Raw genomic sequence first — 23,763 nt, 5'->3', positions numbered from 1 at the left:
CCGGCAAAAGTTCGGCAGGCCGGCTTGCGCCGGCCCGCCAGGAGGTTTGAGGAGAGATTATTTCACGGATTTAGTGAACGACGGATCGATGGTGCGCTTAACCGCCACCGGTTCTTCATAGACCTTGTTGGCCACAAAGAAATTATTCACCACGTCGCAGGAGCCGTAGAGCGATTCAAATCCGGAGACGGGCTTCAGCGCCTTGAGCACTTCGTCTTTGCTCATCATGTAGGTGCCGGAGAGAAAGGGTTTATATTCCGCCGGCGAGAGACCGACGCGGGCCGAAAGAATTTTGAGCATTTCTTCTTCGTTGGCGGGGTCGGCCATGTAATCGATCACGTCATACCAGGCCGCCACGACTTTCTGCCAGTCGGCTTTACGTTTCAGAATACTGCCCGGTGCCACAGCGAGCGTGTCGTAGATGATGCCCGGGGCGTCGGCAGTGGTGTAAACAGCCGAGGATCCTTCGGAAGCTTTCAGCGCCATACCGGAATGCGGCTGCCAGGCCACAATGGCATCCACATCGCCGGAGGCCAGCACCTGCGCCGCCTGATGCGTCGGCATATTGATGAGCTCCACATCCTTTTCCGTCATGCCGTTATCCTCCAGCGCCTTGATCAGCAGCGCGTGGCTGAGAAAACCGATTTCGACACCGATCTTCTTTCCTTTCAGCGCCTTCACATCGGTAATCCCCGACCGGGCCACAATCTTGTCATTCCCGTTCGAATAATCATTCACCAGAATCATCACGTTGCGGGCGCCGGTGGCATTGAGCACCACCGAGTCGCCGTTGGCCACACAGACCGCATCGGCTTTACCCGCCGCGAAGGCATCCATGGAAGCCACATACTCAAACCAGAGCAGCTCCACTTCCACATCATGCTTTTCAAAAAATCCTTTTTCCTTGGCGATATCCCAGGCCACCCAGCCCGGCCAATCGCTGTAGGCAATTTTAAGCGGTTCCGCCATCGTTGTTACTGCCATCAGCGCCATGATCGCAGCGACTGGTTTTATAAGGGTTGTCCGTTTCATCTCGGTTTAATCTCCTGGGTTTGGGTTACTCATCCTCAAAATATTACTAATATATTTATTAGTATTATCAGCGCTATACGCAACGAACGTGCCACCCCCATCTTTCCGGGCATGTAAAAACAGGCATAAACCATTCTTATTACTTCGTTTTAATGCACTTATAGAATGTCATAGAAATTTATACCTAAATAGGGAGACGAACATTCCGCAATTTAATGTAAACATATTTGTATTTTTAAGGAGTTACTGAATGCATTTTTGAATGCTCTGACGCGGCCTGAACTTCCCGTCATACTAAGCCGTTCAGAAGTCGTACCGCTCATGCGGACCGGTAAGACGCGCAGCACCACAAGCAGTGTGACGGCCGACGAGGCGCGTGCACAAAAAAAGCGCCCCCGAAGGGACGCTTTATCAAGCTTGAATCCAAGCGATGAGGCTTAGAAAGAAGCGGCCAGGCTCAGCATGCCGACGAAATCGACATCATATCCGAGCGTACCGGTTGCTTCAACGGCATCACCCAGCACATCGTCGTCGATCTGACCGATGTAAGTAGCCGACGCACCGATGCTCCACACGTCCGTCAGCGGATAGCTGACCGCGGCAGACAAATCGTAGTCCGAGAAACCGGCCTCTCCACCGTCCGGATCGGCATAACCCACCCGGGCACCCAGAGAAACAACCAGTTCTTCAGTCACATCCAGGTCATACCCGGCAGCCAGTTCGTAGTATGCGGACGTGCTGATGGCACCGCCGACGCCCTGATAATAGGTGGCCCCCAGCCCGACACCGGCAATCGTATATCCGGCACCGATGCTGAGTTCTTCGTCGGAAGAACCGGCACCGTAAGCGTATTCACAGTATCCAAGCGACAGATCAAGGCCTTCAACGAACGTCGGCAGACCGTACGATACATACCAGTCGGTTTCCTGGAATGTGGAACTACTGGCTCCTGTATAAGAATCATCCAGGTCATAGGCCGCCCATGCGCCGAATGCGACAGAACCGTATTCTTCGGCCAGACCGAAACCGGAAACTTCGATCCCCGGCTGGAAGCTCGCTTTATCGCTGAGCGTCACACCACGAAAAACATAGGCCGAAGCCAGATCAAGGGTAACATCTACCGCCAGGGCAGATGATGCAGCCAGTCCGACTGCGAGGGATGCAATAATAATTTTCTTCATGTTGTATTTCTCCTTCTGCTTGTTTACTTATTCACTCGAGATTTGAAAGGCGGCCGGCCCCGAAAGAAGTTCCTCGAGGATGCAAAAGGAAATTGCACGGGAACCGGCCGCCTAAAGTTTTAAGGACTAACCAACGGCCTCGGGACCTTTTTCACCGGTACGGATCCGGATGCATTCCGGAAGGTCCAGCACGAAGATTTTTCCGTCGCCGATATTCCCGGTGCGGGCACCGGCAATGACGGCATCGATCGTCATGTCAACAAAATCGTCGTTCACAGCAATCTCAATACGGACCTTCTTTAACAGGTTCACCTCGATATCCGCGCCGCGGTAAGTTTCGTGGTAGCCCTTCTGCTGACCGCAGCCCATGGCGTTGGTCACTGACATTTTGTAGACTTCTTTTTCGTACAGACTCTGTTTGACTTCATTGAGCTGTTCGGGCTGTACGTATGCGATAATCAATTTCATTGTTCGTATCCTTTCGTATCAGCCGATTAGTTAGTGGTGAAGATCTGGAAGCCGTTGTAGGCTTCTTCGCCGTGTTCACCGATGTCCAGACCGCGCAGCTCTTCTTCCTTGCTGACGCGCAGCATGCCGACCGCTTTCAGGATCGTGAAGAGAATGAACATGGTCGCAAAGGCCCAGAGCGGAATGGCGATGGAACCGGTGATCTGGGCAATCCAGTTACCGTAACCGTCGGAATATTCACCGAAGAGAGCAGTGGCAATACCGCCCCATACACCGCAGAGACCGTGAACCGGGAACGCACCCACCGGATCGTCGATTTTCAATTTATCAAGCAGTTTCACACCGGCAACCACCAGAACACCGGCAATCGCGCCGATAATGATGGCTTCCACGTTAGTCACACCATCGCAGTTTGCAGTAATACCCACCAGACCGGCCAGTACACCGTTGGCCGCCATCGTCAAATCAGGCTTCTTGTGCATAATCCAGGTGGCCACCATGGCCAGAACCGCACCCGCACCGGCAGCCAGCAGTGTGTTAACCGCAATGAGCATAACCGCTTCAGTGTTGCCTTTGCCTACAATCGCAAGCTGCGACCCCGGGTTAAAACCGAACCAGCCGATCAGCAGGATAAATACACCCAGCGTGGCCAGCGGAAGCGAATGTCCCGGCATGGCTTTGGCTTTTCCTTCTTTAGTGAAACGTCCAATACGCGGACCGAGCACAATCGCACCGGCCAGAGCGGCAAAACCACCGCAGGCGTGCACCACCAGCGAACCGGCGAAATCGTAGAAGCCCATCTGGTCCAACCAGCCGCCCCCCCATTTCCAGTAACCGGAAATCGGATAAATGATCGCTGTCAGTACCGCGGAGTAAACCAGGTAGGCGCTGAACTTGAGACGTCCGGCCACCGCGCCGGATACAATCGTGGCCGCTGTTGCTGCGAAGGCCACCTGAAAAAGCCAGTCCACCTGCAGCGTCAACGCACCGGCTTCCGCAACATCTGCACCGTTGCCGCCGATCCCGAACTGCCCGAATGCCAGGAAGCCGTTACCGTCGCCCGGATACATCAGACCGTAGCCGATAATGAAATACAGAACCATACCGATGGAGAGGTCCATCAGGTTTTTAAACAGAATGTTCACGGTGTTCTTTGCGCTGTTGAAACCGGATTCCACCAAAGCGAAACCAGCCTGCATGAACAACACCAGCACCGCACAGAACATCAGAAACATATTATCAATTGCATAAGCCCACTCACCGGCTGTTGCCGCTGCGTCAAAGACTGGCTGTGCATCGGCAGCTTCTTGCGCCAGTGCCGGAGACGCCAACCCGAACACCAACGCTGCCGCGATCAATGTTGGAATTTTCAACCACTTCATTTTCATCCTTACACCCTTCTGAGGTTTACTCACCTGTCCTGAACACCATGTCCAAGACTATGCCGCCCTTAATGCAACAGGTATGCCAACGGTGATTTTTAAGCGCCAACAAATTACGCATACCCTTTATATTAAAGGGGATATAATATTCTCATTGCGATATACACATTTGATTTTTTATAGACGCATGTGTCATTAATGTTTTATTATTATCGTGATGTACAATTTTGTTGATTAAGCCGCAGATAAACGCAATAAAGCCTTCTTTTTCCTATGGATATACCGGTTTTGAAGTAAAATCATGGGCATGAATTTTGACGTAAAGATTATCAACGGCACCGTTTACGATGGATCATTAAACAATCCAAAACATTGCGATATAGGCATTAACAAAAATACTATTACAAAAATGGGCGAACTTTCCGCCGCAACGGCTGAAAAAACGATAGATGCAACGGATCTGGCCATCTGCCCGGGTTTTATCGACACCCATTCCCATTCCGACACCTATCTATTGCTCGAACCCAGCGCAGCCTCCAAGGTCTATCAGGGCATCACCACCGAAATCTGCGGCAATTGCGGGGCCTCCGCCGCCCCGCTAAACGGCGGGTATAAAATGCCCTCGGACTGGCTCGACAAGGATTACAGCAGCCTGAACTCCTTTCACACCTTCGAAGGTGTGAAATCATTCATACCCTGGAAAACGGTTGCGGAATACCGGAAGCTCTACGATACAATCAAACCCGCCATCAACGCGGCCCTGCTGGTCGGCCATAACACACTGCATGCCGGAATCTGCGGTTACGAACCGCGGGCCGCCACGCCTGAAGAACTCAACGCGATGTTCCGGACGCTGGAAACCGCGCTCGACGACGGCGCGATCGGCCTAAGCTCCGGTCTGGCTTATCCACCGGGTTCCGCGGTTCCGCGGGAGGAAATTATTGAACTCTGCAAGATCGTCGCGAAAAAAGGCGGACTTTACACCACGCATATGCGCTCAGAATCCAACAACCTGCTCGAAGCGATTGATGAATCGTTCGATATTGCCGAACGGTCCGGCGCGCGCTTACAGATTTCCCACCTCAAGGCATCCGGTTCCGAAAACTGGAACAAAATCGATACCGCTTTCGCAAAAATCCGCGCGGCACAGCAGCATATGGAGATCGGCTCTGATCGGTATCCGTATACCGCCGGCTGCACGGACCTCGATATTGTTCTCCCGCTTTGGGCCACCTATGGCGGGCGCGATGCCATCCTCGAACGTCTGCGTAACAGCGACTCCCGGGAAAAAATCCGTGCCGAACTTATGGATAAACCGGACGACCACTGGGACAACGTCATGATCGGCTCGACAAAATTTGAACCCTATAAGGGAAAATACCTGCTTGAAGTTGCGGAGGACCTGAAACGGAGCCCCGTCGATGCACTTCTATATCTGATTGATGAAGACGACCTGAAAACCGGCGGCATTTTTTTCAGCATGTCCGAAGAGAATTTATGGCGGGTTCTGGCCGAGCCCTATGTTTCGATCGGGTCGGACGGCTCGATGCGCGCCCCCTGGGGGCCGCTGAGTCATGACCATCCTCATCCGCGAGCCTACGGAAGCCACACCAAATTCCTGCGCGCGGCACTGGATGGCAAAACCGTCCCGCTGCCGGAGGCGATCCATAAAATGACCGCGCTTCCGGCCAAACAGTTTAATCTGAAAAAACGCGGTCTGCTGAAAGAAGGCTATGCCGCTGATATTCTGGTATTTGATCCCGCACGCATCAAAGAAGAGACCACATACGCGGATCCTCATCGTCTCTCTGCGGGAATGGTCCATGTTTTTACCAATGGTGTCCATTGCCTTGAGAACGGAAAAGATACAGCATTACGGGGTGGACAGTTTCTAGACGGATAATCCTTTAAGTAAAATAAGAGAATAAAACTTAGGTATTAGACTTGGATATTGGGCGAGGTCCCCTATTTTTCACAGCTCGATTGCCTTTCGTTTACACAGGAGATTAACAATGAAAGACTTGAAAAAATCATTAGGCATCGGGGTTGATCAGGCCTCAAAAAGCCATCGGAAATCTCTGGTTTCCTACCTGAATTTAAAACTTTCCGCTCTGGATCAGCCGATCTATGAAAAAACAGACGGAAAAGAGCTCGATATTGCGTTCGACCTGATCAACAACATCAAGGAAAAGAACCGCATTCTGCATGACTACCTCTGTCCGGTGGACCAGCGTATTCAACACTTTCTCAATGAATACCTGAGCGATGCCTGCGACGAGGTTCCGACCCTTCCGAATAAAACGCTCACCCTCGACCGCCATGGTCTGGCGAGAGAACTTTCGCTCCCGCCACACAAAGATGAGTTTATTGCAAACGGAGTGGAATCGTATCGCATTCAGCAGGGCGTACTGCACAACCCGAAACACGACCGCCGCACGACCAAAGGTGTTTTCCACATCTGTGAAGGCGGATTTCCTGTACCGGCCGATAAGCTCGAAGTGCCGAAACAAACCTACGCAAAACTGCTCGAAGTTGCACTGAACCCACCGGAAGAGCACATGCAGCTTCCCTTCACTTCGGCGCAGGAGAAAAAAGCGGCCACACAGGTCTCTCTGCTGCTTCGCCCGATGGTCAGCCCGGAGGTCCCCGGATTTCTGCCGGAAAAGAACATGGAAGTGCGTTTCTTTGTTCCGGGAAATTTTGTCTGTAATCTCGACTTTGTGGAATCCATTTTCGGTAATGCCGGCGATCCCTACCTGCCGGAAAACGATGCCGCTCTGGACCCGGACAGCTGGACGGGCTACACCGGCTGCGTTATTCTTGCTCCGCATATCTGCGGACTGAAGAAGAAAGATCTCGGCCTGCCTTATATTGACGACGCCACCGAACGCCAGAAGCGCGACGGTATGTGCTGGGCCTCACCGGATGAGCTCTACAACGGCGGTACCCCGTTCAAAATTACTGCACGCGATGAATCCGGCGTAATGGTGACCATTATTGGCGACAACTACTTCGGCTATTGCAAAAAAGAAGTAAAAACCCAAATCGGTTTTGCCGCCAATCTCTACGGACTCTGCGAAGAGGAACATGCCGGCGGCGCACTTGCTCTGCCCCAGTACAATCTGGCGGAACGCTTCTCACCGGACGGCACGCTTACCCAACTTGATCACACGATGGCCAATGTCATGCATGTGCTGGGCGATAAAGTGACGATTCACCCGGAGGGCTATGCCACCGATAACGAACACCCGAATGTCTTTTTTGTTCCGGAAACCGCTGAATTCAGCATTCCGGACCAAAGCGTCACCTGGTCCAAATCAGGAAAAACACAAAGCCTTAAACTTCTGGAAGACCGCGTCTTCATCTACCCATCCGGTTACCGCGTCGCCCTGAAGCAGAGCCCCACCGCCGGCACCTGGCGCCTCGTCGGCACCATGGCAGAAGGCACGCTCTGCCACAAACCGTGCACCGTTTCCGGCGGCGGAAAATCGGAAATTTCAAAATCGCTGACCGATGCCATGATTTCCGGCTCTATTTTTGTGGCGGACATCGAAAACGACTTGAACGCGGTTCAGGAAATCCTTGATAAGGATTACAGCGTGCGCTTCAAAGTCCCGCGAGAAGAAGGACATAAAACCCGTCCAATTCTTGGAAACGAACGTTCGCTCGGTTCGGTCATCAAACTGCTTAATCCGTCGGAAGAAAATACCGATGAATTCAACGAATGGCTGGCTTCTGTACCCAACCGTATCAAAGGCCTCGTGTTCCTGCTCAAGCGCTTCTACAAACCGGAATGGGGCGATGACTGGCGCTCGCATCTCAGCGTGGACTTCATTAATGGTGAAAAAGGGCATGAACTGAAGTTCGACGGCAAAAAAGTCAAAGGCAACTACCTGCGCGTCGGCATGGACACCGATGGTATCTGGCGGACGTCTAAACTGCGTACCGATTTTATTCCGGCGGAAAAAATTCAGTGGGAAGATGATATCTCCGCATCCATCGTGGTGCCGTCTGACAAACTGACTGACCTGAATCCGGACTATGCCGAATGCAAATCCGTCAAAATTGTGGACAACTGCGAATCCCGCCTGTTCCAGCGGCCGGACGAAGCGATCAACCGCGGTTTCGACAAAGCGGCGGAAGCGGATATGGCGGCTCCGAATAACTTCCTCTCCAACTTTGCCCCGCTGCACAAAAGTGTTGCGCAGGAGATTATGGACCATTCGGTGATGTACCATCAGTACACCAAGCCGATGCGGAAACTGATCAAAAAAGCCGCAGAGTCCAAAAACCCGGATCAGCTTTTTGTCGACAGCGCCCAGCCGCGCATCGTCGATGGAAAACCGACGAAGAATCCGCGTTATCTGCAGACCCGGCCCGACCTCGTGGACGGCATGCCGAAATATCTGGCTCTCACATCCACCTGCCTGTTCCGGAAAATCAAAGCCGGAAACCCACTGTTCACGCCGGTAAACGCCGTCCTCCCGGGTCGCCGCAACAATCCGGCCGAACCAGGCATTCGCCCATTGGCGGTGTATGGACCGATCCACTACCAGGAACTGCCGGAACTGTTCATGGACTTCATCTGCTCCCTGACCGGCAAGTCACCGTCCACCACCGGCGCAGGCACCGAGGGCGCACTGACCAAAGGCCCGTTCAACGCCCTTCCGGCCACGGCCGACCTGAACAACGCCCTGCTCTCGTTCATCCTGACCGGCAGCAACGGGTTCAGCACTGCGGCCGGGTACATCGGAACCAAACACAAAGTCGAACACGACATCAGCATCCTGATTCCGGAACTCTGGTGCCGGCTCAGTGTAGCCGAACGCGATCCGAAACATATGATCGCCGCCGGACAGCTTGAAAAACTCGAAGACTTCGAACACGAAGGCAAACCGGTGCTGGCCAGCCGTCTCGGTTACCGGATCACCAAACGCTTCGTGAATGACTTTATCGGCAAAGTATTCGAAGCACCGAAAACAGTGTTTGAACCCGATATGCTCAAACCCGAACTCCAAGGGATGGATGAGTATGTCGATGGCATCAACAACATTATGGAAACCCAGCAGATGATTGCCCGGCGCTACATCGAAGACGGATCGGTTGAAAGCTTTATTCCTCCGCTCAAAGCCCTGATCTACATCATGGCCGAAGGAACCTGCGAAGGAATGGACGCCGCCGACCCGACATTCCGCAGTATGTTCGAGCGCGATGCGGTCCTTGCAAGTGACTGGTACAAGGAACGCCTCAAACTCAAACAGCAGCGCAAAGCCGACGCCTGCCGGAAACATATCGAGTATCTCAACAACTTCATCAGCCAGAAACATAATACTGCCGAAGTCGAGCGCCTCGACTGTAAAGCCCGCCTTGAAACGGTTGAAAAACGACTGGCCTACGTGGAAACCGATGCCTACATCGAAGACCTCGTCGGCACAATCGGTGCAGACCCGATCGCCGTTTAAATTTTCCAGACCCTGGAATCCACAGAACCCCGTCTTTTTGGCGGGGTTTCTGTTTTCGGAGCTTGGAAATGCGTACCGCCAGCACTTGTTTGTCCAACGGCCTTTGCGGCATGCGTCTTCTGTATGAACCTCAATCTGTAGACTCTTGACCTGCATCAAGGTAAAAAACCCTCATTCAGGCATGATCTATGCAAACTACATGAGGAATGCAACATGAATGGAATTCTGGAAATGGATAAGTCAGATGTAACAGCAGACCACAGCCTGCAGATTGTCGAATTCCCGCACGGCGGAGTTACGGCACACATCATCACCGCTCAGGCCTCCGAAGAAACGATTAATGAGGTCGTCGATCAGGTCACCGCCGAAATGGCGGCACGCAATGCCCGCATTGCATTTCAATATGTCTTCGGCGGGCGTAAATTTTACCCGCAGGCGGTTTCCTCCATCGAAAAACTGGACTGGCCGCTCACCCTGCTGCACGGCGATGCCTGCTCCGGATCCACCATTACCGGCACCCAGTTTATCGCCCTCTCCGGGGCCGACCTTCACCCCGTCATGGACGGCGACCGAAAAGTCGGCAACTGGTACGAGACGGATGACGCCCGCTACTGCCTGCTCGGCGATCTTCGAGCTGATGATCTCAGCCTCGGCCGCGAAAAACAGGCCCAGGCGGTTTTTGAAAAAATGGAAACCCTCCTCAAACAGGCCGACATGAAATTTACCGATATTGCCCGCACGTGGCTCTATCTCAACAACCTGCTGGAGTGGTACGACGAATTTAATGTGGTCCGCACGAACTTCTTCAAGGAAAAAGGCACGTTCGACAAAATGGTACCGGCCTCCACCGGCATTGGCGCCGGCACCGCCGCCGGCGAAGAAATGGTGGCCGCGCTGCTCGCCGTGAAACCGAAAAACGACAATGTGAAAGTATTCCCCGTTCCCTCCCCGCTGCAGTGCCCGGCGCTCGACTACAAATCATCCTTCGCCCGCGCCGTGGAAATCGATCAGCCCGGCTCCCGCCTGCTGACCATCTCCGGAACCGCCAGCATTGAACCCGGCGGCGAAACCGTCCATCTCGGCAATACCGAAAAGCAGATCGAGTTAACGATGGCCGTCGTCCACGAAATCCTGAAATCGCGCGACATGGACTGGAAAAACACCGCCCGCGCTATCGCTTATTTCAAAGACGCCGGCGATGCGCATCTGCTCGAAAAATACTGTTTGGCCAATGGTCTGCCGGAATTGCCCGTAGCGATTTCCCACGCAGATGTCTGCCGTCACGACCTCCTGTTTGAAATTGAACTCGATGCCGTGAAAACCAAGTAGATTTATCTTCCTCCTCCTAAAGTTCCAATGGTTGAGTTTTTCCAACCGCTGGAACTTTTTTTTTGCAAAACCTTCAATGCAAAACCATGACGCCTGGGCGGGAAACCCTAACCAGGAATCTATATACGCATATGCGGATTAGTATATAGACGTATATTATTGTACGGATTTACCTGTATCTTAGGATTTGGATGTCTTAAAAATCTTTCCCTCTTTTATTGCAAGATTAAGAACAACCCGAGAGCGGAAATTATACATGAATATATTAAACACTAAGCATTGGGTCATAACTCTGCTTCTTTCTCTTGCGGGTCTGGCGCAGGCGAATCAAACCTACTGGGTCAATGTCAACAGTCTGGTCCAAATTCCACCCTATACCAACGACTGGACCGAGGCGGCACACACGGTTCAGCAAGTGCTGCCCTACGTGGAGGACGGGGATCAGATTTTTGTCGCGGAAGGAACCTACACACTGACCTCTTCGATTGTCGTGACAAACGACATTTCCATCCAGGGCTTCTGGGTGGATGGCCCCGAGGATGTTGTGTTTGACGGACAGGGCCTCTATACCTGCTTTGATCTGGGTGATACCGACTCCGATCTGTATAACTTCACAATCCGCAACGGCAAGGATCCGGCCGTTCGCTGCTCCGGCACACAGCCCTTGGTGAACTCCTGCATCATTGAAAAGACCGACGGCACCGGCATGGTGAAAGGCCGTGCTTCGAAATGCACCTTCCAAAATAATACCGGCGCGTATTACGGCGGCGGTGCCAACAGCACCATTGCAACCGACTGTTCTTTTCTCAACAACGAGGCCACTCAGGGAGGAGGCGGCTATCAAATCACGGCAACAGGTTGCACCTTTCAGAATAATGTTTCCTCAAGAGAAGGCGGCGGCCTGTATAACAGCACGGCCACCAACAGCCTTATCCTGGCCAACACGGCCAGCGGAAGCGGCGGCGGAATGATTTCGGGCAGCGCAGTAGGCTGCGCCATTTCCGGGAACCACTCCTCCAATTATGGTGGCGGCCTCTATCAGGTCACCGCAACCCACTGCACCATCACCGAAAACACAGCGAACATTGGCGGCGGCATGACTTATGGCAGGGCCTATAATTCCATCCTTTGGAACAACACCGCCAGCGATAACAGCCCGAACGTTTACGGGACCCAAATCTATTCCTGCTGTACGCCGGACAGCACGACCAACGGCAGCATCACCAACAATCCGCAGCTGGTTTCACTCTTCCACCTTGCCGCAGCCTCTCCCTGCGTCGGAGCAGGAGACGCCGCCTATGCCGCGCTGACGGATATTGAGGGTGCGGCCTGGGCAACCCCCCCATCCATCGGATGTGATGAAGTGACCTCAGAAGGATTAATTCATGCACACAACAATCTGCCTCAGTTCATTACCGCAGGGCAGGAAATTTTCTTTGATGCCTACGTGGAAGGTCCGGTCACCCAAACCATTCTGGATTTCGGAGACGGTAGCGCCCTCACCAACTCAACCAGCCTTACCCAATCCCACACCTGGGCCTACGGAAACTATCACGTGGTCCTGACCGGCAAGAGCGGGTATTCCACCTCCATCACCAACACCATCTATGTTCGCAAGGACGAAACCAAAACCATCTATGTCTCCGATGCCGACGGCGATGACTCCAACGACGGCCTCAGCTGGGCGACCGCCAGGAAAACCATTCAGGCCGGCGTGGATGCGCAGGACTATGTTGGCGGCCTCGTGCTGGTTTCCAACGGTACCTATTCAGTTACCGAACAAATCAACGTGAATAAAAACATCCGCATTGAAAGCCTCAACGGAGCCGAGCAGACCATCATCCAAGGCGATGCCTACCACCGCATTTTCCACTTGGGCAACCAGCACTGCCGCATCAAAGGCTTCACCATTCGCAATGGCGGCCATTACGAACCCGAAGGCACCAGCGGAGGAACAATTTACAGTTCCTCACACGACCCCGTGGTCGAAGCCTGTCTGATTACAGGAAACACCGGAAACAGCGGCAGCATCATGTGGCGCGGCACGGCAACGAACTGCACCTTCTCGTTCAATGCGGCCGGCAACGGCCCCGGTGCCATGCTAAGCGGAATTGCGGTCGACTGTCTCTTTGAAAACAACCGAGGCCTCGGCGGCGGATCGGGCGGCGGTGCCATGTCCGGCGGTGTGGCAACACGCTGCGTCTTCAAAAACAACACCAATCTAAAGAATGGCGGCGCGATGTATGAAGGCACGGCCTACGACTGCCAATTCATTGGAAACAGCACCACCTCCTACGGTGGTGGCGCGTATGGCACCGATGCGTATAACTGCGTCTTTAACGGAAACAAAGCGAATCAGTACGGCGGCGGCCTGTATGGAGGATCAGCCACGCACTGCACTTTAACGGCCAACCGGGCCGTGAATGGCGGCGGCACCTATTCCTCGACCCTCGACCACTGCATTATCTGGTATAACGAGGCCCTGCAATCGTTCGACAACATTGCATATGGAACCATCACCACCTCCTGCTCTCCCGACCTGGAGCACGGCGTGGACGGCAACATCACCAACAATCCGCAGCTGGTCTCCGCTTCGCACATTAAGTTGAGTTCCCCCTGCACCGGCACGGGCGATATTCTGCGCGATACCCTCGATATTGATGGCGAACATTGGCGCAGTGCTCCCGCCATCGGCTGCGATGAACCCGCCGACCCGCCAACAGGAGCCGTTACCATTACGCTGAATGGCCCCACCGAAATTCCGGCCGGATTCAACGCCTTCTATACCGTCGACTTCCAAGGGGCGTTTGAGCGGGATCAAATCGACTTTGGCGACGGATTCATCGCCACGGGCTCCGGCGTTATTCCGTTCGGACACAGCTGGAGCACGCCGGGAACGTACGACCTGATCGTCACTGCCTGGAACAACAATCACCAGGACCGCTATTCAATCACCAACACCATCACCGTATTCGACGCCGACTTCAGTACCCTTTATGTGCGGACCGATGGAGACGACAACAACAATGGCCGCAGCTGGTTTAACGCCAAGCAGACGATTCAGGCTGCCGTCGATGCTCAGGAGCTGCACGGCGGGCGTGTTGTGGTCAGCAATGGCACGTACACGCTGACAGAAACCATCAGCATCGATAAAGACATCCAGCTGCTCAGTGCCAACGGCGCAGAACACACCATCATTGACGGCGGCTCCACCAACGACTACACCGGCGTCGGCTGCCTCGATATCGCCGATAACCACACCACCGTTCGCGACATCACCTTCCGCAACGGCAGAGATCGTAACAGCACCAAGTATTATTCCGGCGGCGGCATCTTTTGCAACTATTCACTCAGTCCACAAATCTCCAACTGCGTATTTGACGGCAACTCCGCCACCAAGGGCGGCGCTCTGGCCTACGGCACGGCGACCGACTGTCTCTTCACCAATAACTGGAGCTGGAATGGCTCCGGCGGCGGGCTCTACATGGGCCGCGCCAACGGCTGCGAATTTATCGGTAACTATGCGCGCGACGCGGGCGGCGGCATGTACGCCGGCATCGCGACCGACTGTATCTTCCGCGAAAACCGCTGCGACTCCAACTATGGCGGCGGCATGCGCTATGGCACCGCCAACCGCTGCGTCTTCGAAAACAACACCGCAAGCTATGGCGGCGGCTTGGCCGACGGCAACGCACATGATTGCCGCTTCAACGGAAACATGGCGCTGAACGGAGGCGGCGGCATGCGCTATGGCACCGCTAACCGCTGCTATTTCTATGGCAACCGCACCTTGAGGCAAGGAGGCGGCATGCTTAACGGCACGGCCAACAGCTGCTGCTTTACCGGCAATAAAGCCACCGACTATGGCGGCGCGATGGCCTACACCACCGCCAACCACTGCACCATCACCGCCAACCATTCCGGCACCAAGGGCGGCGGCATGTTCTCCGGAAAAGCCAACAGCTGCATCGCGTGGTTCAACACCGCGGATGACGAAGGCAACGATTTGTACAGCGCCAACCCCGACTACACCTGCTCGCCCGACGCCACGCACGGTGAGGACGGTTGCATCACCAATCAACCGGCGCTGGTGTCCGCCTCGCACCTCGCGGTTGAATCGCCCTGCCGCGACCTCGGCGATCCGGCAACTGCGGTCGGAACCGACATCGACGGCGCGGTCTGGCTCAACGCACCTCCCATGGGGTGCGATGAACCCGATATGGCCCTCTCGCCCGACATTGAGATTGGACTGATCGGCCCGACCCACGTACTGGAAGATGTTGCCGCCCCCTACATCGCAAGCTTCAACGGCGAAACCAAACAGACAATCATCGACTTCGCCGACGGCACACGCATCACCAACGCACTCGGAACGATCATCCACACCTGGGCCGACCCGGGCACCTACGACGTGGTGCTGACCGGCTACAACCTCGACAACCAGCAGGGCACCGCCTTCACGCAGCAGGTGATGGTGGCCTCGGCCTTCACCAGCTCTCTGCACGTCGATCCCGTCACCGGCGACGACGCTAACCACGGCCTCAGTTGGGACGCACCGAAAGCCACCATCCAGGCGGCCGTCGATGCACAGAACGTCTATGGCGGCAACGTCTTTGTCCGCGGCATCAACCACATCACCGCCACCGTCAACATTGATAAGTCGATCTGCGTTTCCGGCGCGTTCGACAGCGCGGCAACGGTTGACGCGGGCAGCAGCAATCGCTGCTTCAACCTCGGCTACAGTGAATGTGTGCTTGAGTATCTAACCATCCGCAGCGGCGCAGCTTCTACACTCGGCTACAGCAACAACGAAGGCGGCGGAATCTATTGTGCCAACAGCGCACCGCTCATCACCTCTTCCACCATCGAAGGCTGCGTGGCCTACAACGGAGCCGGGGTCTATAAAGGCACCCTCGAACACTGCACCTTATCCAACAATGTGGCCTCCTCCAGCGGAGGTGCAGCCTACGAAAGCTCGTTGACCCAATCCACGATCAGCAGCAACTCCGCTCAATATGGCGGCGGCATTTACGGCGGAATCGCGAACGAATGTATGCTTTCGAACAATACCGCCACAACAGTGGGCGGCGGGGCCTATTACAGTACAGTCTCCTTCTCCACCCTCACAGACAACACCGCGCCGTCCGGCGGCGGGTTGGCCAGCTGCACCAGCGATCGATGCGATATTTTCTTCAACTATGCCACCTCAGCACATGGCGGCGGAACGCATAAAGGAACGGCCCACAACTGCACGATCCACAACAATGCAGCCATTCAATATGGCGGTGGTACCTACAGCACCACGCTCTACAACTGCACCGTTGCAGAAAACGGAGCGGAGAACGGCGGCGGCGTTTATGGATCCAGTGTTTATAACTCCATCGTTTGGAGTAATGTGGCCTTTAACGCTGAAAACAAGGCCGACCTCGCCTCTGCTTCAGCGCGAAACAGCTGCAGCCCCGATCTCACCCCCAGCACCTATTACGGCAACATCACCAATGCGCCGCTGTTTGTGGCTATGGCTCCGGATATTCTCATTCGCGGCGGCGACTACTACCTGAGCAACCTCTCGCCGTGCATCAACGCCGGCGAGAATTCCTACGTTTCCACCGACATCGATTATAACGGCCTGTATCGCATCCGATACGGAACCGTGGATATGGGCGCCTGCGAAATGTGGCTGACCGGCGATTCCGACGGCGATGAAATGGACGATGCCTGGGAGCTTGAAAACTTCGGCGGCGTAACCAATGCCATCGCTTCAGAAAACGCCGACACCGACCCGCATAGCAACTACGAAGAATATGTGGCCGGAACCGATCCGTTCGATTCCGACTCCTACTTCCGCATCACGCAGCAGGAACTGACCAACGACATCACGGTGCTGCACTGGGATTCTGTCTACAACCGCGCTTATCAGGTGCTCTGGACCGACAGCCTGACCAATTCCTTCCAGCCCATCTATCCCGCCGTCCACTACCCAGAAGAGAGCTATACCGTCGAAAACACCAACACCGCCGCCTTCTACAAAATTAACGTCTGGATCGACTAACGTTCTAAAGGAGAAATCACCATGAAATCAGCTGCACTCGGATTGTCACTGCTTATTACGGCCGCCAGTACGATGGCCGCGACCTACTATGTTTCACTCACCGGCTCCGACACGGCGCCCTACTCCGACTGGGGCACCGCTGCCACCAAGATTCAGACCGCCGTTGACGCCGCCTCAGACGGCGATACCGTGCTGGTGAACAGCGGCACGTATAATCTGGGCTACACGGTGACGCCCGGATACAGCATGCCCAACCGGGTGGTGATCACCAAAGATATAACCGTCCAATCTTTAGGCGGGGCGGCGAACACCTTTATTGCCGGAAACAACATCTTATTGGGCCGGAATGATGTGCTGGTTCGCTGCGTCTATATGACCAAAGGTGAACTGATCGGGTTCACTCTCCAAAACGGCCACGCCAACACGACCGATGGAGATACCGCATATGATCAGTCCGGTGGCGGCATCAACCTGCTGAGCGGTAACGGCGGGGCCAGCGGGTCCGGCATCGTGAGCAACTGCATCATCAAAAACTGCACGGCCACGTATAGCGGAGGCGGAAGTTATGGCGGCCAACTGGTCAATTGTGAATTCATCGGCAATGCAACCGACAATCAGGGCGGCGGGAGTTGCTCCAGCACGTTGCAGAACTGCACCCTGACCAGCAACACAGCGAACAATGGCGGCGGCAGCTCGGTGGGCAGTCTCACCGACTGTTCCCTGACCGGCAACGAAGCCCTTTCACTGGGAGGCGGAAGCCATTTTGGTGTGCTTTCAAACTGCACCTTTTCGGGTAACCAGGCTGATTCCGGCGGCGGCAGCCATCACTCCACCCTGTCGGCCTGCACGCTTTCGAACAATACTGCGCGGCACGGCGGCGGCTGCCGGTCCGCCACACTGAACGACTGCCTGATCACCGGGAATGTTGCGACCAACGGCGGAGGAGCCTATCAATCGGATCTAACCAACTGCACCCTCTCGCAAAATACGGCGGGTTCGGGCGGGGGAACCTCCAGCAGCACCTTGGAAAAATGCACCATTAAGAACAACATCGCCACGGGTTCGGGAGGAGGTAACAGTAACAGCACGCTGACGGACTGCGTACTCGATGGAAACCGCGCTGATCGAGGCGCCGGCGTTTACGGTGGCACCCTGACCGATTGTACGCTTACCGAAAACGTCGCCACCACCCATGGAGGCGGAAGTGCTTATGCCACCCTTACCGGGTGCACCCTCATCGGCAATGACGGAGGAGGCTCAGGAGGCGGGAGCTATTTCGATACGCTCTCCCGCTGTACCCTTTCCGGAAATACGGCATCCAAAGGCGGAGGCGCGTACGACGGGACCATTCACAATGCTGTTTTCATCGACAATACCGCCATCTGGGGAGGCGGCACCTATGATAGCGAGCTGCACCATTGCACGCTGAAAGGAAACAGCGCCGTGAACGACGGCGGCGGGTGCAGCAAAGGGCACATCTACAACAGCATCATCGTCGACAATCTGGCCGACACGAATGAGGATGGAAATGGTTCCGGCGATGATCTGTCCCAAATGGACACCGTTCTTGCCTGCTGCACCTCGGTCTTAGAGGCCGGACAAACCGGCACCACCAACGCACCCGACTTTGAGTATCTTTCACTGCGCCTTCAACCGGACTCCCCCTGCATTGATGCAGCCGTCACTCAATCGGGAGCCATTATGACCGATATCGACGGGCTCCCCCGCTGGCTGGATGGCAATGGGGATGGGTCTGCCATTGCCGACATGGGCGCCTACGAATTCGCGGGCGCGGGCGACTACGACGATGATGGTCTGACCGATGCCGAAGAGGTGGCCTTCGGCTCCGGCGTGAACAACACCGACAGCGATGGCGATGGCCGAGAAGACGGCGATGAGGCTGCAATGGGCTTCTGCCCCACGTTCGATGAATCTGCGGCGATTGCCCAGGGCGAAGCCAACGTGACCGACGATCCCGCCGCGCATGGTCTCTATACCGCCGACTCTATACAGGATTTAAATCTGGGGAACCTCATGCTTCAGACGTCCGGCAATATGCTCGAACTCAGCCTGCAGCTTAAACAAACCGACAACCTCGCTTCCAATGTTTGGAACGAAGTCGGGGATGCCGTTGAATGGGAAATCCCCGCCACCAACGGAGCCGCCTTCTTCCGCGTCCACGCCGATTAGATCATCTTTCAGTTAAATTAAACAGGATCACAACCATGAAAAAAAGAATCCTCAGCACACTCATCCTCATGTCGATAACCGGAATGGTTTTCGGCCAAGGCAGTTTAACCCCTCCGGGCGCTCCGGCCCCCACCATGAAATCGCTCGACGAAATCTATTCAGCGGTATCAGGCAGCGCCAGTGCCGAAGTACGCACCCCCATTTCCAGCCTACCGTTCACCATAAGCGAATCCGGCTCCTACTATGTCGTCAGCAACCTGACAATGACGGCGACCGGAGCCCACGGAATTTATGTTCAGGCAGATGATGTAACGATCGATCTAATGGGCTTCACCCTCACCGGCCCCGGCGAAAGCAGCGGATCGGCCATCAAAACGGGAACGTTCAACAAGGGCTGCCGCGTCTTTAGTGGCACCATCCGCAATTGGCTTGGCGGCTATGCGGTGAGCGCCGGTTTTGAGAGCCAAATTCAAAACGTTATCGCGATTGAAAATGAGCGAGGGCTCTACGGGGTTCAGATCAAAGATTGCCAAGCGGTGCGTAATACAACGGCGGGTATCTATGGCGGATTCGCGGGTTCGATCCTGAACTGCAAAGCCTCTGAAAATGGCACGTGGGGCATCTCTTCCGGCCAAGCCAACGTCATCGAAAACTGTTCGGTCTATTATAACGGATCCGAAGGCATTCTCGCTCAATACAATTCAATCGTCCGCAACTGCACCTCATTTGCAAATCAGCACTCTGGCATTAAGGGCGAGGCCGGAACACAGATCATCAATTGCAACGCCTCCAGCAATGAGCGTAGCGGCTTTGAGATTACCGAAAAATGTTCCATTGAAAACTGCTCCGCCTCCTCCAACGGCAACCGCCCCACCACCCACCAAGACGGTGCAGGCATCCAAATCACAGGAAGCGACAACTTGGTAAAGGGCAACACAGTTCAAGACAATATGTGGGGCATTCACGTTGCCAGCGAGCGCAACGCCATCGGTCATAATATCATTGGCGGCGAAAACACGGAAAAAGGTCTTTATATAACCGGCACCGAAAACCGCGTTTTTGAAAATCAGGTCTCCGGCACCGAAGATAACTACGACATGGCCGCCGGCAACCAACTCAACCTCCTTTTGAGCGAAATTCCGGAAACGCTGGACTGGCCATCTACGGTGCGTCTTACGGGATCATTAACCGTAAGCGAACAAGGTGTAAATGGCATTACTGTCCAAGCCGACAATGTGTCAATCGACATGGCCGGACATAGCCTGATCGGCCCAGGAACCGGTAGCGGCCATGCTGTCCATCAGCTTCCCGGTTTTAATAACTTTAGTCTCTCGAATGGAAATATTTCAAACTGGGAAGGGACCACATCGTATGCAACTTTTTCCCCTGAACCAGCGGCAGTTGCCATTGCCGGAGAATATTCCAATCTCAAAAGGCTGAATATTTCGGACAACAAGGGCGGCGGAGTCTATGTGAAAAAATACGGAACGCTTTCCGAATGCAATGTGTCATCAAATCAGGCGTATGGCATCTGCGTTGATTCAGGAGGCCGTATTGAGGCCTGCCGGACAATAAACAATGCCTTATACGGTATGTCTTTAGGCGGTTCTTTTGTCAAAGACAGCCAATCAAGAGGAAATAACGTCGGAATATATCTTCTAAACTCTGTTGCAAAAAACTGCAGCACGTCATCCAACACAGAGGACGGACTGCGCTTGGAGAATAATGCTGAGGCGCTGAACTGCAACAGCGCATACAACGCGGAAAATGGTTTTTTGGTCTACAATGGAAACTTGAGGCAGTGTACAGCAAGATATAACACGCTGTGCGGTATCGATATATGGGATGACGCTTTAATCGAAGATTGCCTAGTTGAAGGTCAGAATTACGAAGGGCGTTACACCCGTGCTGGAATTGAAGTTTTATTTGATGATGTCACACTGATGAACAACACCGTGCGGCAGTGTCAGGAAGGAATACTATTGCAGTATTCCGACTATGAATCCGGCAATAACATGCTGGAAGGAAACCGAATTTACGAATGTGGGATCGGTATCAATCTCCAACAAGCAGATAATATCCTACTCAACAACCGAGTATGGAACTGCTCGACAAACTACAGCGATACCGCCGGAAACCATGTCCCGCTGGTATCCGGTACTGTTGCGCCTTCAGACAATCTCAGCTTCTAGGAAACGACGCATGAAAAGGCTTATTATGCTTTTATCCATTCTTTCCGTTTCAACCGCTTTCTCGGAAAGCACCATCGCTCCCGTCAACAGCGAAGCTTATGGCGCCAATATTGGCTGGGTGGATGCGCGGGCCGATGGAACCAACGGCATGATCGTCGGCGAGTTTTACTGCTCTGGCTATCTCTACAGCGCCAACGTCGGCTGGATTCATCTGGGCGATGGTTCGCCGATGAACGGAAAAAACTACGCTCAAAACTATGCTTCCGACTATGGCGTCAACCACGACGGGCAGGGTCACCTGACCGGCTATGCCTATGGCGCAAATATTGGTTGGATCAACTTTGAGCAAACCTATGGGAAGCCCGCCATCAATCTGAAGACCGGCGAACTCACGGGTCATATCTGGAGTGCCAACATGGGGTGGATTGATCTCAACTCCATTCGAACCACTTCGCTGGCTCCCGGAAATGACAACGATTTCGACGGCATCCCCGATGCGTGGGAATATCGCTACGTCACCTTTGGACGCAACGCCTTGACGGTGCTCTCTCGCAATGGCGACAAGGATGGCGATGGCGTTTCGGACCGCGATGAATATTTGGCCGACACCAACCCGAAGGATGCCGATGATCAGCTCATGATCACCGACCTGGCGCTAACCTCCTTCAGCCAAAAGCTCACCTGGACCAGTAAACCAAGCCGGCAATATAATATTGAATACAGCTCCGACCTTGGAACCAATTGGATCCAACATACGGCAACCTATCCAACCGGAACCACCGCCAGCCAGTCCATCAAAGGGGGCCCGACACGCGACGCGCGTTTCTACCGAATCATCGCTCGTCCACCGCTCTCGAATTAAAAAAACACCAACTCAACGAAATCCAAAACCATGCATTTAAAAAACCTAATAATCACCGCGCTGGCCCTCCCCGCACTCACCTACGCCAACACCTGCTTCTGGCAGGCGGAGATGGAGGGCTCCGGTCACCACAAAGACCAGCCCATCAGCATTCGCTGCGCTTTTTCCGGAACCAGTAACCCCTATGAAAGCAACGTGTATGACGAAGGCAGCTGGGGTAGCGGAAGTAGCGCAGGCACCGGCTCAGTTAAAAACATGGCCGAAATCCGCGGCCAGTTTTCCGTCGATCCCACCAACCGTGTCTTGCGATCATACTGCGGCGCATCCACCATCAACAATACCGTCGAACACTCTTGCATGCGGGTTACCGTCGGGATGCGCGATTATTACCGCGCCACCTGCGACGACGAACTAACCATTCGCGTCAGCTATACCGTGAACGACTGGATCCAATCCATCGGTAGTGCTGACGCGTATGGCGGAGTCTACTCCATGATCACCGACACCCACGGAAGCATTCTTCCCATCGTTGGCGACCTAATGAATATTGCCGAAGGTTGTTTTATGCTACCCGAATACGACCAGCTCCCCTTCGAGAACCAACTGGGTTATGAGCGGACATTCAGTCAGAGTGACGAAAATTCGGGTACAACTTCCATGACCGACTTTGAGCTTTCCTTCACCGTCACCAACGGAGCCATGGTTGCGATCGATACACTCCTGAGCAACTCGTCAAGCGCGGGGAAGTGGCTGGGCGATGGCTCCGGACGGGGCTACCTCGGAACCATGGCCGGTCCGTGCGCCACAGGAGGGAATGGCTACGTAACACCACCAGATTTCACAAACAAGAAAGTGGAATACACCGTCGAAGTCATCGCGGGCAATGGCACTTTCCTGCCTTATGGCGAGAACACCCCGCCCGAAGCAGAACCTGCAGGAACCATCGGCCCCGGCAAAAACCCCGGCGACCTGAGCCTCGTGCTCGCTGGCGAAGAAGGCATCACCTATCAGGTTGAAACCTCCACCAATCTAACCGACTGGACCACCTGGTTTTATCTGGCCGGAGAAGGCGGTTCCTCCGAACACGCCATCGACCCATCCGGCACCAATGCGTGTTACTACCGAGTGACCCCCATTAAAAAATAACTTCGGCCTACCGATTAGTATTCATGAGGAGACTTCATTATGAAAAAAACAGCCTATAGCATCGCCTTGTCCATACTAGCGTCCAGCGCGTTATCCACGACCTACTATGTTTCACCAACGGGTTCAGACACGCCGCCCTATGAAACGTAGGCCAAAGCCTCCACGACCATTCAGTCGGCGGTCGACGCCGCCTCAGACGGCGACACGGTGATGGTGAATGACGGCGTTTATGAAGCTGGCGAAACCGTGACGCCGGGATACACGATGCCGAACCGCGTCGTTATCACCAAAGATATCACCGATGCCGTCACCTGGGAGATTCCTGCCTCCAACGGAGCCGCCTTCTTCCGCGTCCATTCAGAATGAGGAACTGAAATCGGATTCCGATTTATCCGGAAACAGGATGGCAGCCCCGACGACCGGAAACGGTGTCGGGGCTTTTTTTATCGAATACCAGACCGGATTTG

General features: G+C 54.4%; 13 protein-coding genes. 9 read left to right on the top strand and 4 right to left on the bottom strand.

Features of this window, described 5'->3' with window-relative positions; translation table 11 throughout:
• Positions 1 to 57: 57 nt before the first annotated feature.
• From P9H32_RS09920 to P9H32_RS09905, 4 genes are all read right to left on the bottom strand, one after another.
• On the bottom strand, positions 58 to 1,032 hold the full coding sequence (locus tag P9H32_RS09920) for an ABC transporter substrate-binding protein (RefSeq protein WP_322608742.1): 975 nt from the start codon (positions 1,030 to 1,032) through the stop codon (positions 58 to 60).
• A 437-nt stretch (positions 1,033 to 1,469) separates the two neighbouring features.
• Positions 1,470 to 2,213: a TorF family putative porin gene (locus tag P9H32_RS09915; protein WP_322608741.1), complete on the bottom strand. Its 744-nt coding sequence runs from the start codon at positions 2,211 to 2,213 to the stop codon at positions 1,470 to 1,472.
• A 126-nt stretch (positions 2,214 to 2,339) separates the two neighbouring features.
• The gene (locus tag P9H32_RS09910; RefSeq protein WP_322608740.1) at positions 2,340 to 2,681 is read right to left on the bottom strand and encodes a P-II family nitrogen regulator; all 342 of its coding nucleotides are present in this window, start codon (positions 2,679 to 2,681) and stop codon (positions 2,340 to 2,342) included.
• A 26-nt stretch (positions 2,682 to 2,707) separates the two neighbouring features.
• Complete coding sequence (locus tag P9H32_RS09905) at positions 2,708 to 4,063, bottom strand: ammonium transporter (protein ID WP_322608739.1); 1,356 nt, start codon at positions 4,061 to 4,063, stop codon at positions 2,708 to 2,710.
• Positions 4,064 to 4,370: 307 nt separating this feature from the next.
• On the opposite strand from P9H32_RS09905, the gene P9H32_RS09900 reads away from it, so the two are divergent.
• The 9 genes from P9H32_RS09900 (at position 4,371) to P9H32_RS09860 (ending at position 23,662) form a co-directional block, all read left to right on the top strand.
• Positions 4,371 to 5,966 carry an N-acyl-D-amino-acid deacylase family protein gene (locus P9H32_RS09900; protein WP_322608738.1) on the top strand — a complete coding sequence of 532 codons (1,596 nt, stop codon included), beginning with the start codon at positions 4,371 to 4,373 and terminating at the stop codon, positions 5,964 to 5,966.
• 109 nt (positions 5,967 to 6,075) lie between these two features.
• Positions 6,076 to 9,525: a PPi-type phosphoenolpyruvate carboxykinase family protein gene (locus tag P9H32_RS09895; RefSeq protein ID WP_322608737.1), complete on the top strand. Its 3,450-nt coding sequence runs from the start codon at positions 6,076 to 6,078 to the stop codon at positions 9,523 to 9,525.
• A gap of 213 nt (positions 9,526 to 9,738) precedes the next feature.
• Complete coding sequence (locus P9H32_RS09890; protein ID WP_322608736.1) at positions 9,739 to 10,854, top strand: chorismate transformation FkbO/Hyg5 family protein; 1,116 nt, start codon at positions 9,739 to 9,741, stop codon at positions 10,852 to 10,854.
• Positions 10,855 to 11,110: 256 nt separating this feature from the next.
• Positions 11,111 to 16,906 carry a PKD domain-containing protein gene (locus P9H32_RS09885; RefSeq protein ID WP_322608735.1) on the top strand — a complete coding sequence of 1,932 codons (5,796 nt, stop codon included), beginning with the start codon at positions 11,111 to 11,113 and terminating at the stop codon, positions 16,904 to 16,906.
• A 21-nt stretch (positions 16,907 to 16,927) separates the two neighbouring features.
• Positions 16,928 to 19,096 carry a choice-of-anchor Q domain-containing protein gene (locus P9H32_RS09880; protein ID WP_322608734.1) on the top strand — a complete coding sequence of 723 codons (2,169 nt, stop codon included), beginning with the start codon at positions 16,928 to 16,930 and terminating at the stop codon, positions 19,094 to 19,096.
• 35 nt (positions 19,097 to 19,131) lie between these two features.
• On the top strand, positions 19,132 to 21,288 hold the full coding sequence (locus tag P9H32_RS09875; protein ID WP_322608733.1) for a right-handed parallel beta-helix repeat-containing protein: 2,157 nt from the start codon (positions 19,132 to 19,134) through the stop codon (positions 21,286 to 21,288).
• A 10-nt stretch (positions 21,289 to 21,298) separates the two neighbouring features.
• Positions 21,299 to 22,150, top strand: a complete 852-nt coding sequence (locus P9H32_RS09870; RefSeq protein WP_322608732.1) for a hypothetical protein — start codon at positions 21,299 to 21,301, stop codon at positions 22,148 to 22,150.
• Positions 22,151 to 22,261: 111 nt separating this feature from the next.
• Entirely contained in the window at positions 22,262 to 23,296 is a 1,035-nt protein-coding gene (locus P9H32_RS09865) for a hypothetical protein (RefSeq protein WP_322608731.1), read from the top strand.
• A 207-nt stretch (positions 23,297 to 23,503) separates the two neighbouring features.
• The gene (locus tag P9H32_RS09860) at positions 23,504 to 23,662 is read left to right on the top strand and encodes a hypothetical protein (RefSeq protein ID WP_322608730.1); all 159 of its coding nucleotides are present in this window, start codon (positions 23,504 to 23,506) and stop codon (positions 23,660 to 23,662) included.
• The last annotated feature ends 101 nt before the right edge of the window (positions 23,663 to 23,763 follow it).

It is taken from the genome of Pontiella agarivorans, assembly GCF_034531395.1.
Classification (GTDB): domain Bacteria; phylum Verrucomicrobiota; class Kiritimatiellia; order Kiritimatiellales; family Pontiellaceae; genus Pontiella; species Pontiella agarivorans.
Note: the sequence above shows the minus strand (reverse complement) of the source record. Positions and strands in the feature narration are given on the sequence as shown.

What these genes read in the sequence shown, in the direction of transcription:
- P9H32_RS09920 (WP_322608742.1), bottom strand. Translation starts at nt 1,032, where the DNA reads ATGAAACGGACAACCCTTATAAAACCAGTCGCTGCGATCATGGCGCTG.
- P9H32_RS09915 (WP_322608741.1), bottom strand. Translation starts at nt 2,213, where the DNA reads ATGAAGAAAATTATTATTGCATCCCTCGCAGTCGGACTGGCTGCATCA.
- P9H32_RS09910 (WP_322608740.1), bottom strand. Translation starts at nt 2,681, where the DNA reads ATGAAATTGATTATCGCATACGTACAGCCCGAACAGCTCAATGAAGTC.
- P9H32_RS09905 (WP_322608739.1), bottom strand. Translation starts at nt 4,063, where the DNA reads ATGAAGTGGTTGAAAATTCCAACATTGATCGCGGCAGCGTTGGTGTTC.
- P9H32_RS09900 (WP_322608738.1), top strand. Translation starts at nt 4,371, where the DNA reads ATGAATTTTGACGTAAAGATTATCAACGGCACCGTTTACGATGGATCA.
- P9H32_RS09895 (WP_322608737.1), top strand. Translation starts at nt 6,076, where the DNA reads ATGAAAGACTTGAAAAAATCATTAGGCATCGGGGTTGATCAGGCCTCA.
- P9H32_RS09890 (WP_322608736.1), top strand. Translation starts at nt 9,739, where the DNA reads ATGAATGGAATTCTGGAAATGGATAAGTCAGATGTAACAGCAGACCAC.
- P9H32_RS09885 (WP_322608735.1), top strand. Translation starts at nt 11,111, where the DNA reads ATGAATATATTAAACACTAAGCATTGGGTCATAACTCTGCTTCTTTCT.
- P9H32_RS09880 (WP_322608734.1), top strand. Translation starts at nt 16,928, where the DNA reads ATGAAATCAGCTGCACTCGGATTGTCACTGCTTATTACGGCCGCCAGT.
- P9H32_RS09875 (WP_322608733.1), top strand. Translation starts at nt 19,132, where the DNA reads ATGAAAAAAAGAATCCTCAGCACACTCATCCTCATGTCGATAACCGGA.
- P9H32_RS09870 (WP_322608732.1), top strand. Translation starts at nt 21,299, where the DNA reads ATGAAAAGGCTTATTATGCTTTTATCCATTCTTTCCGTTTCAACCGCT.
- P9H32_RS09865 (WP_322608731.1), top strand. Translation starts at nt 22,262, where the DNA reads ATGGAGGGCTCCGGTCACCACAAAGACCAGCCCATCAGCATTCGCTGC.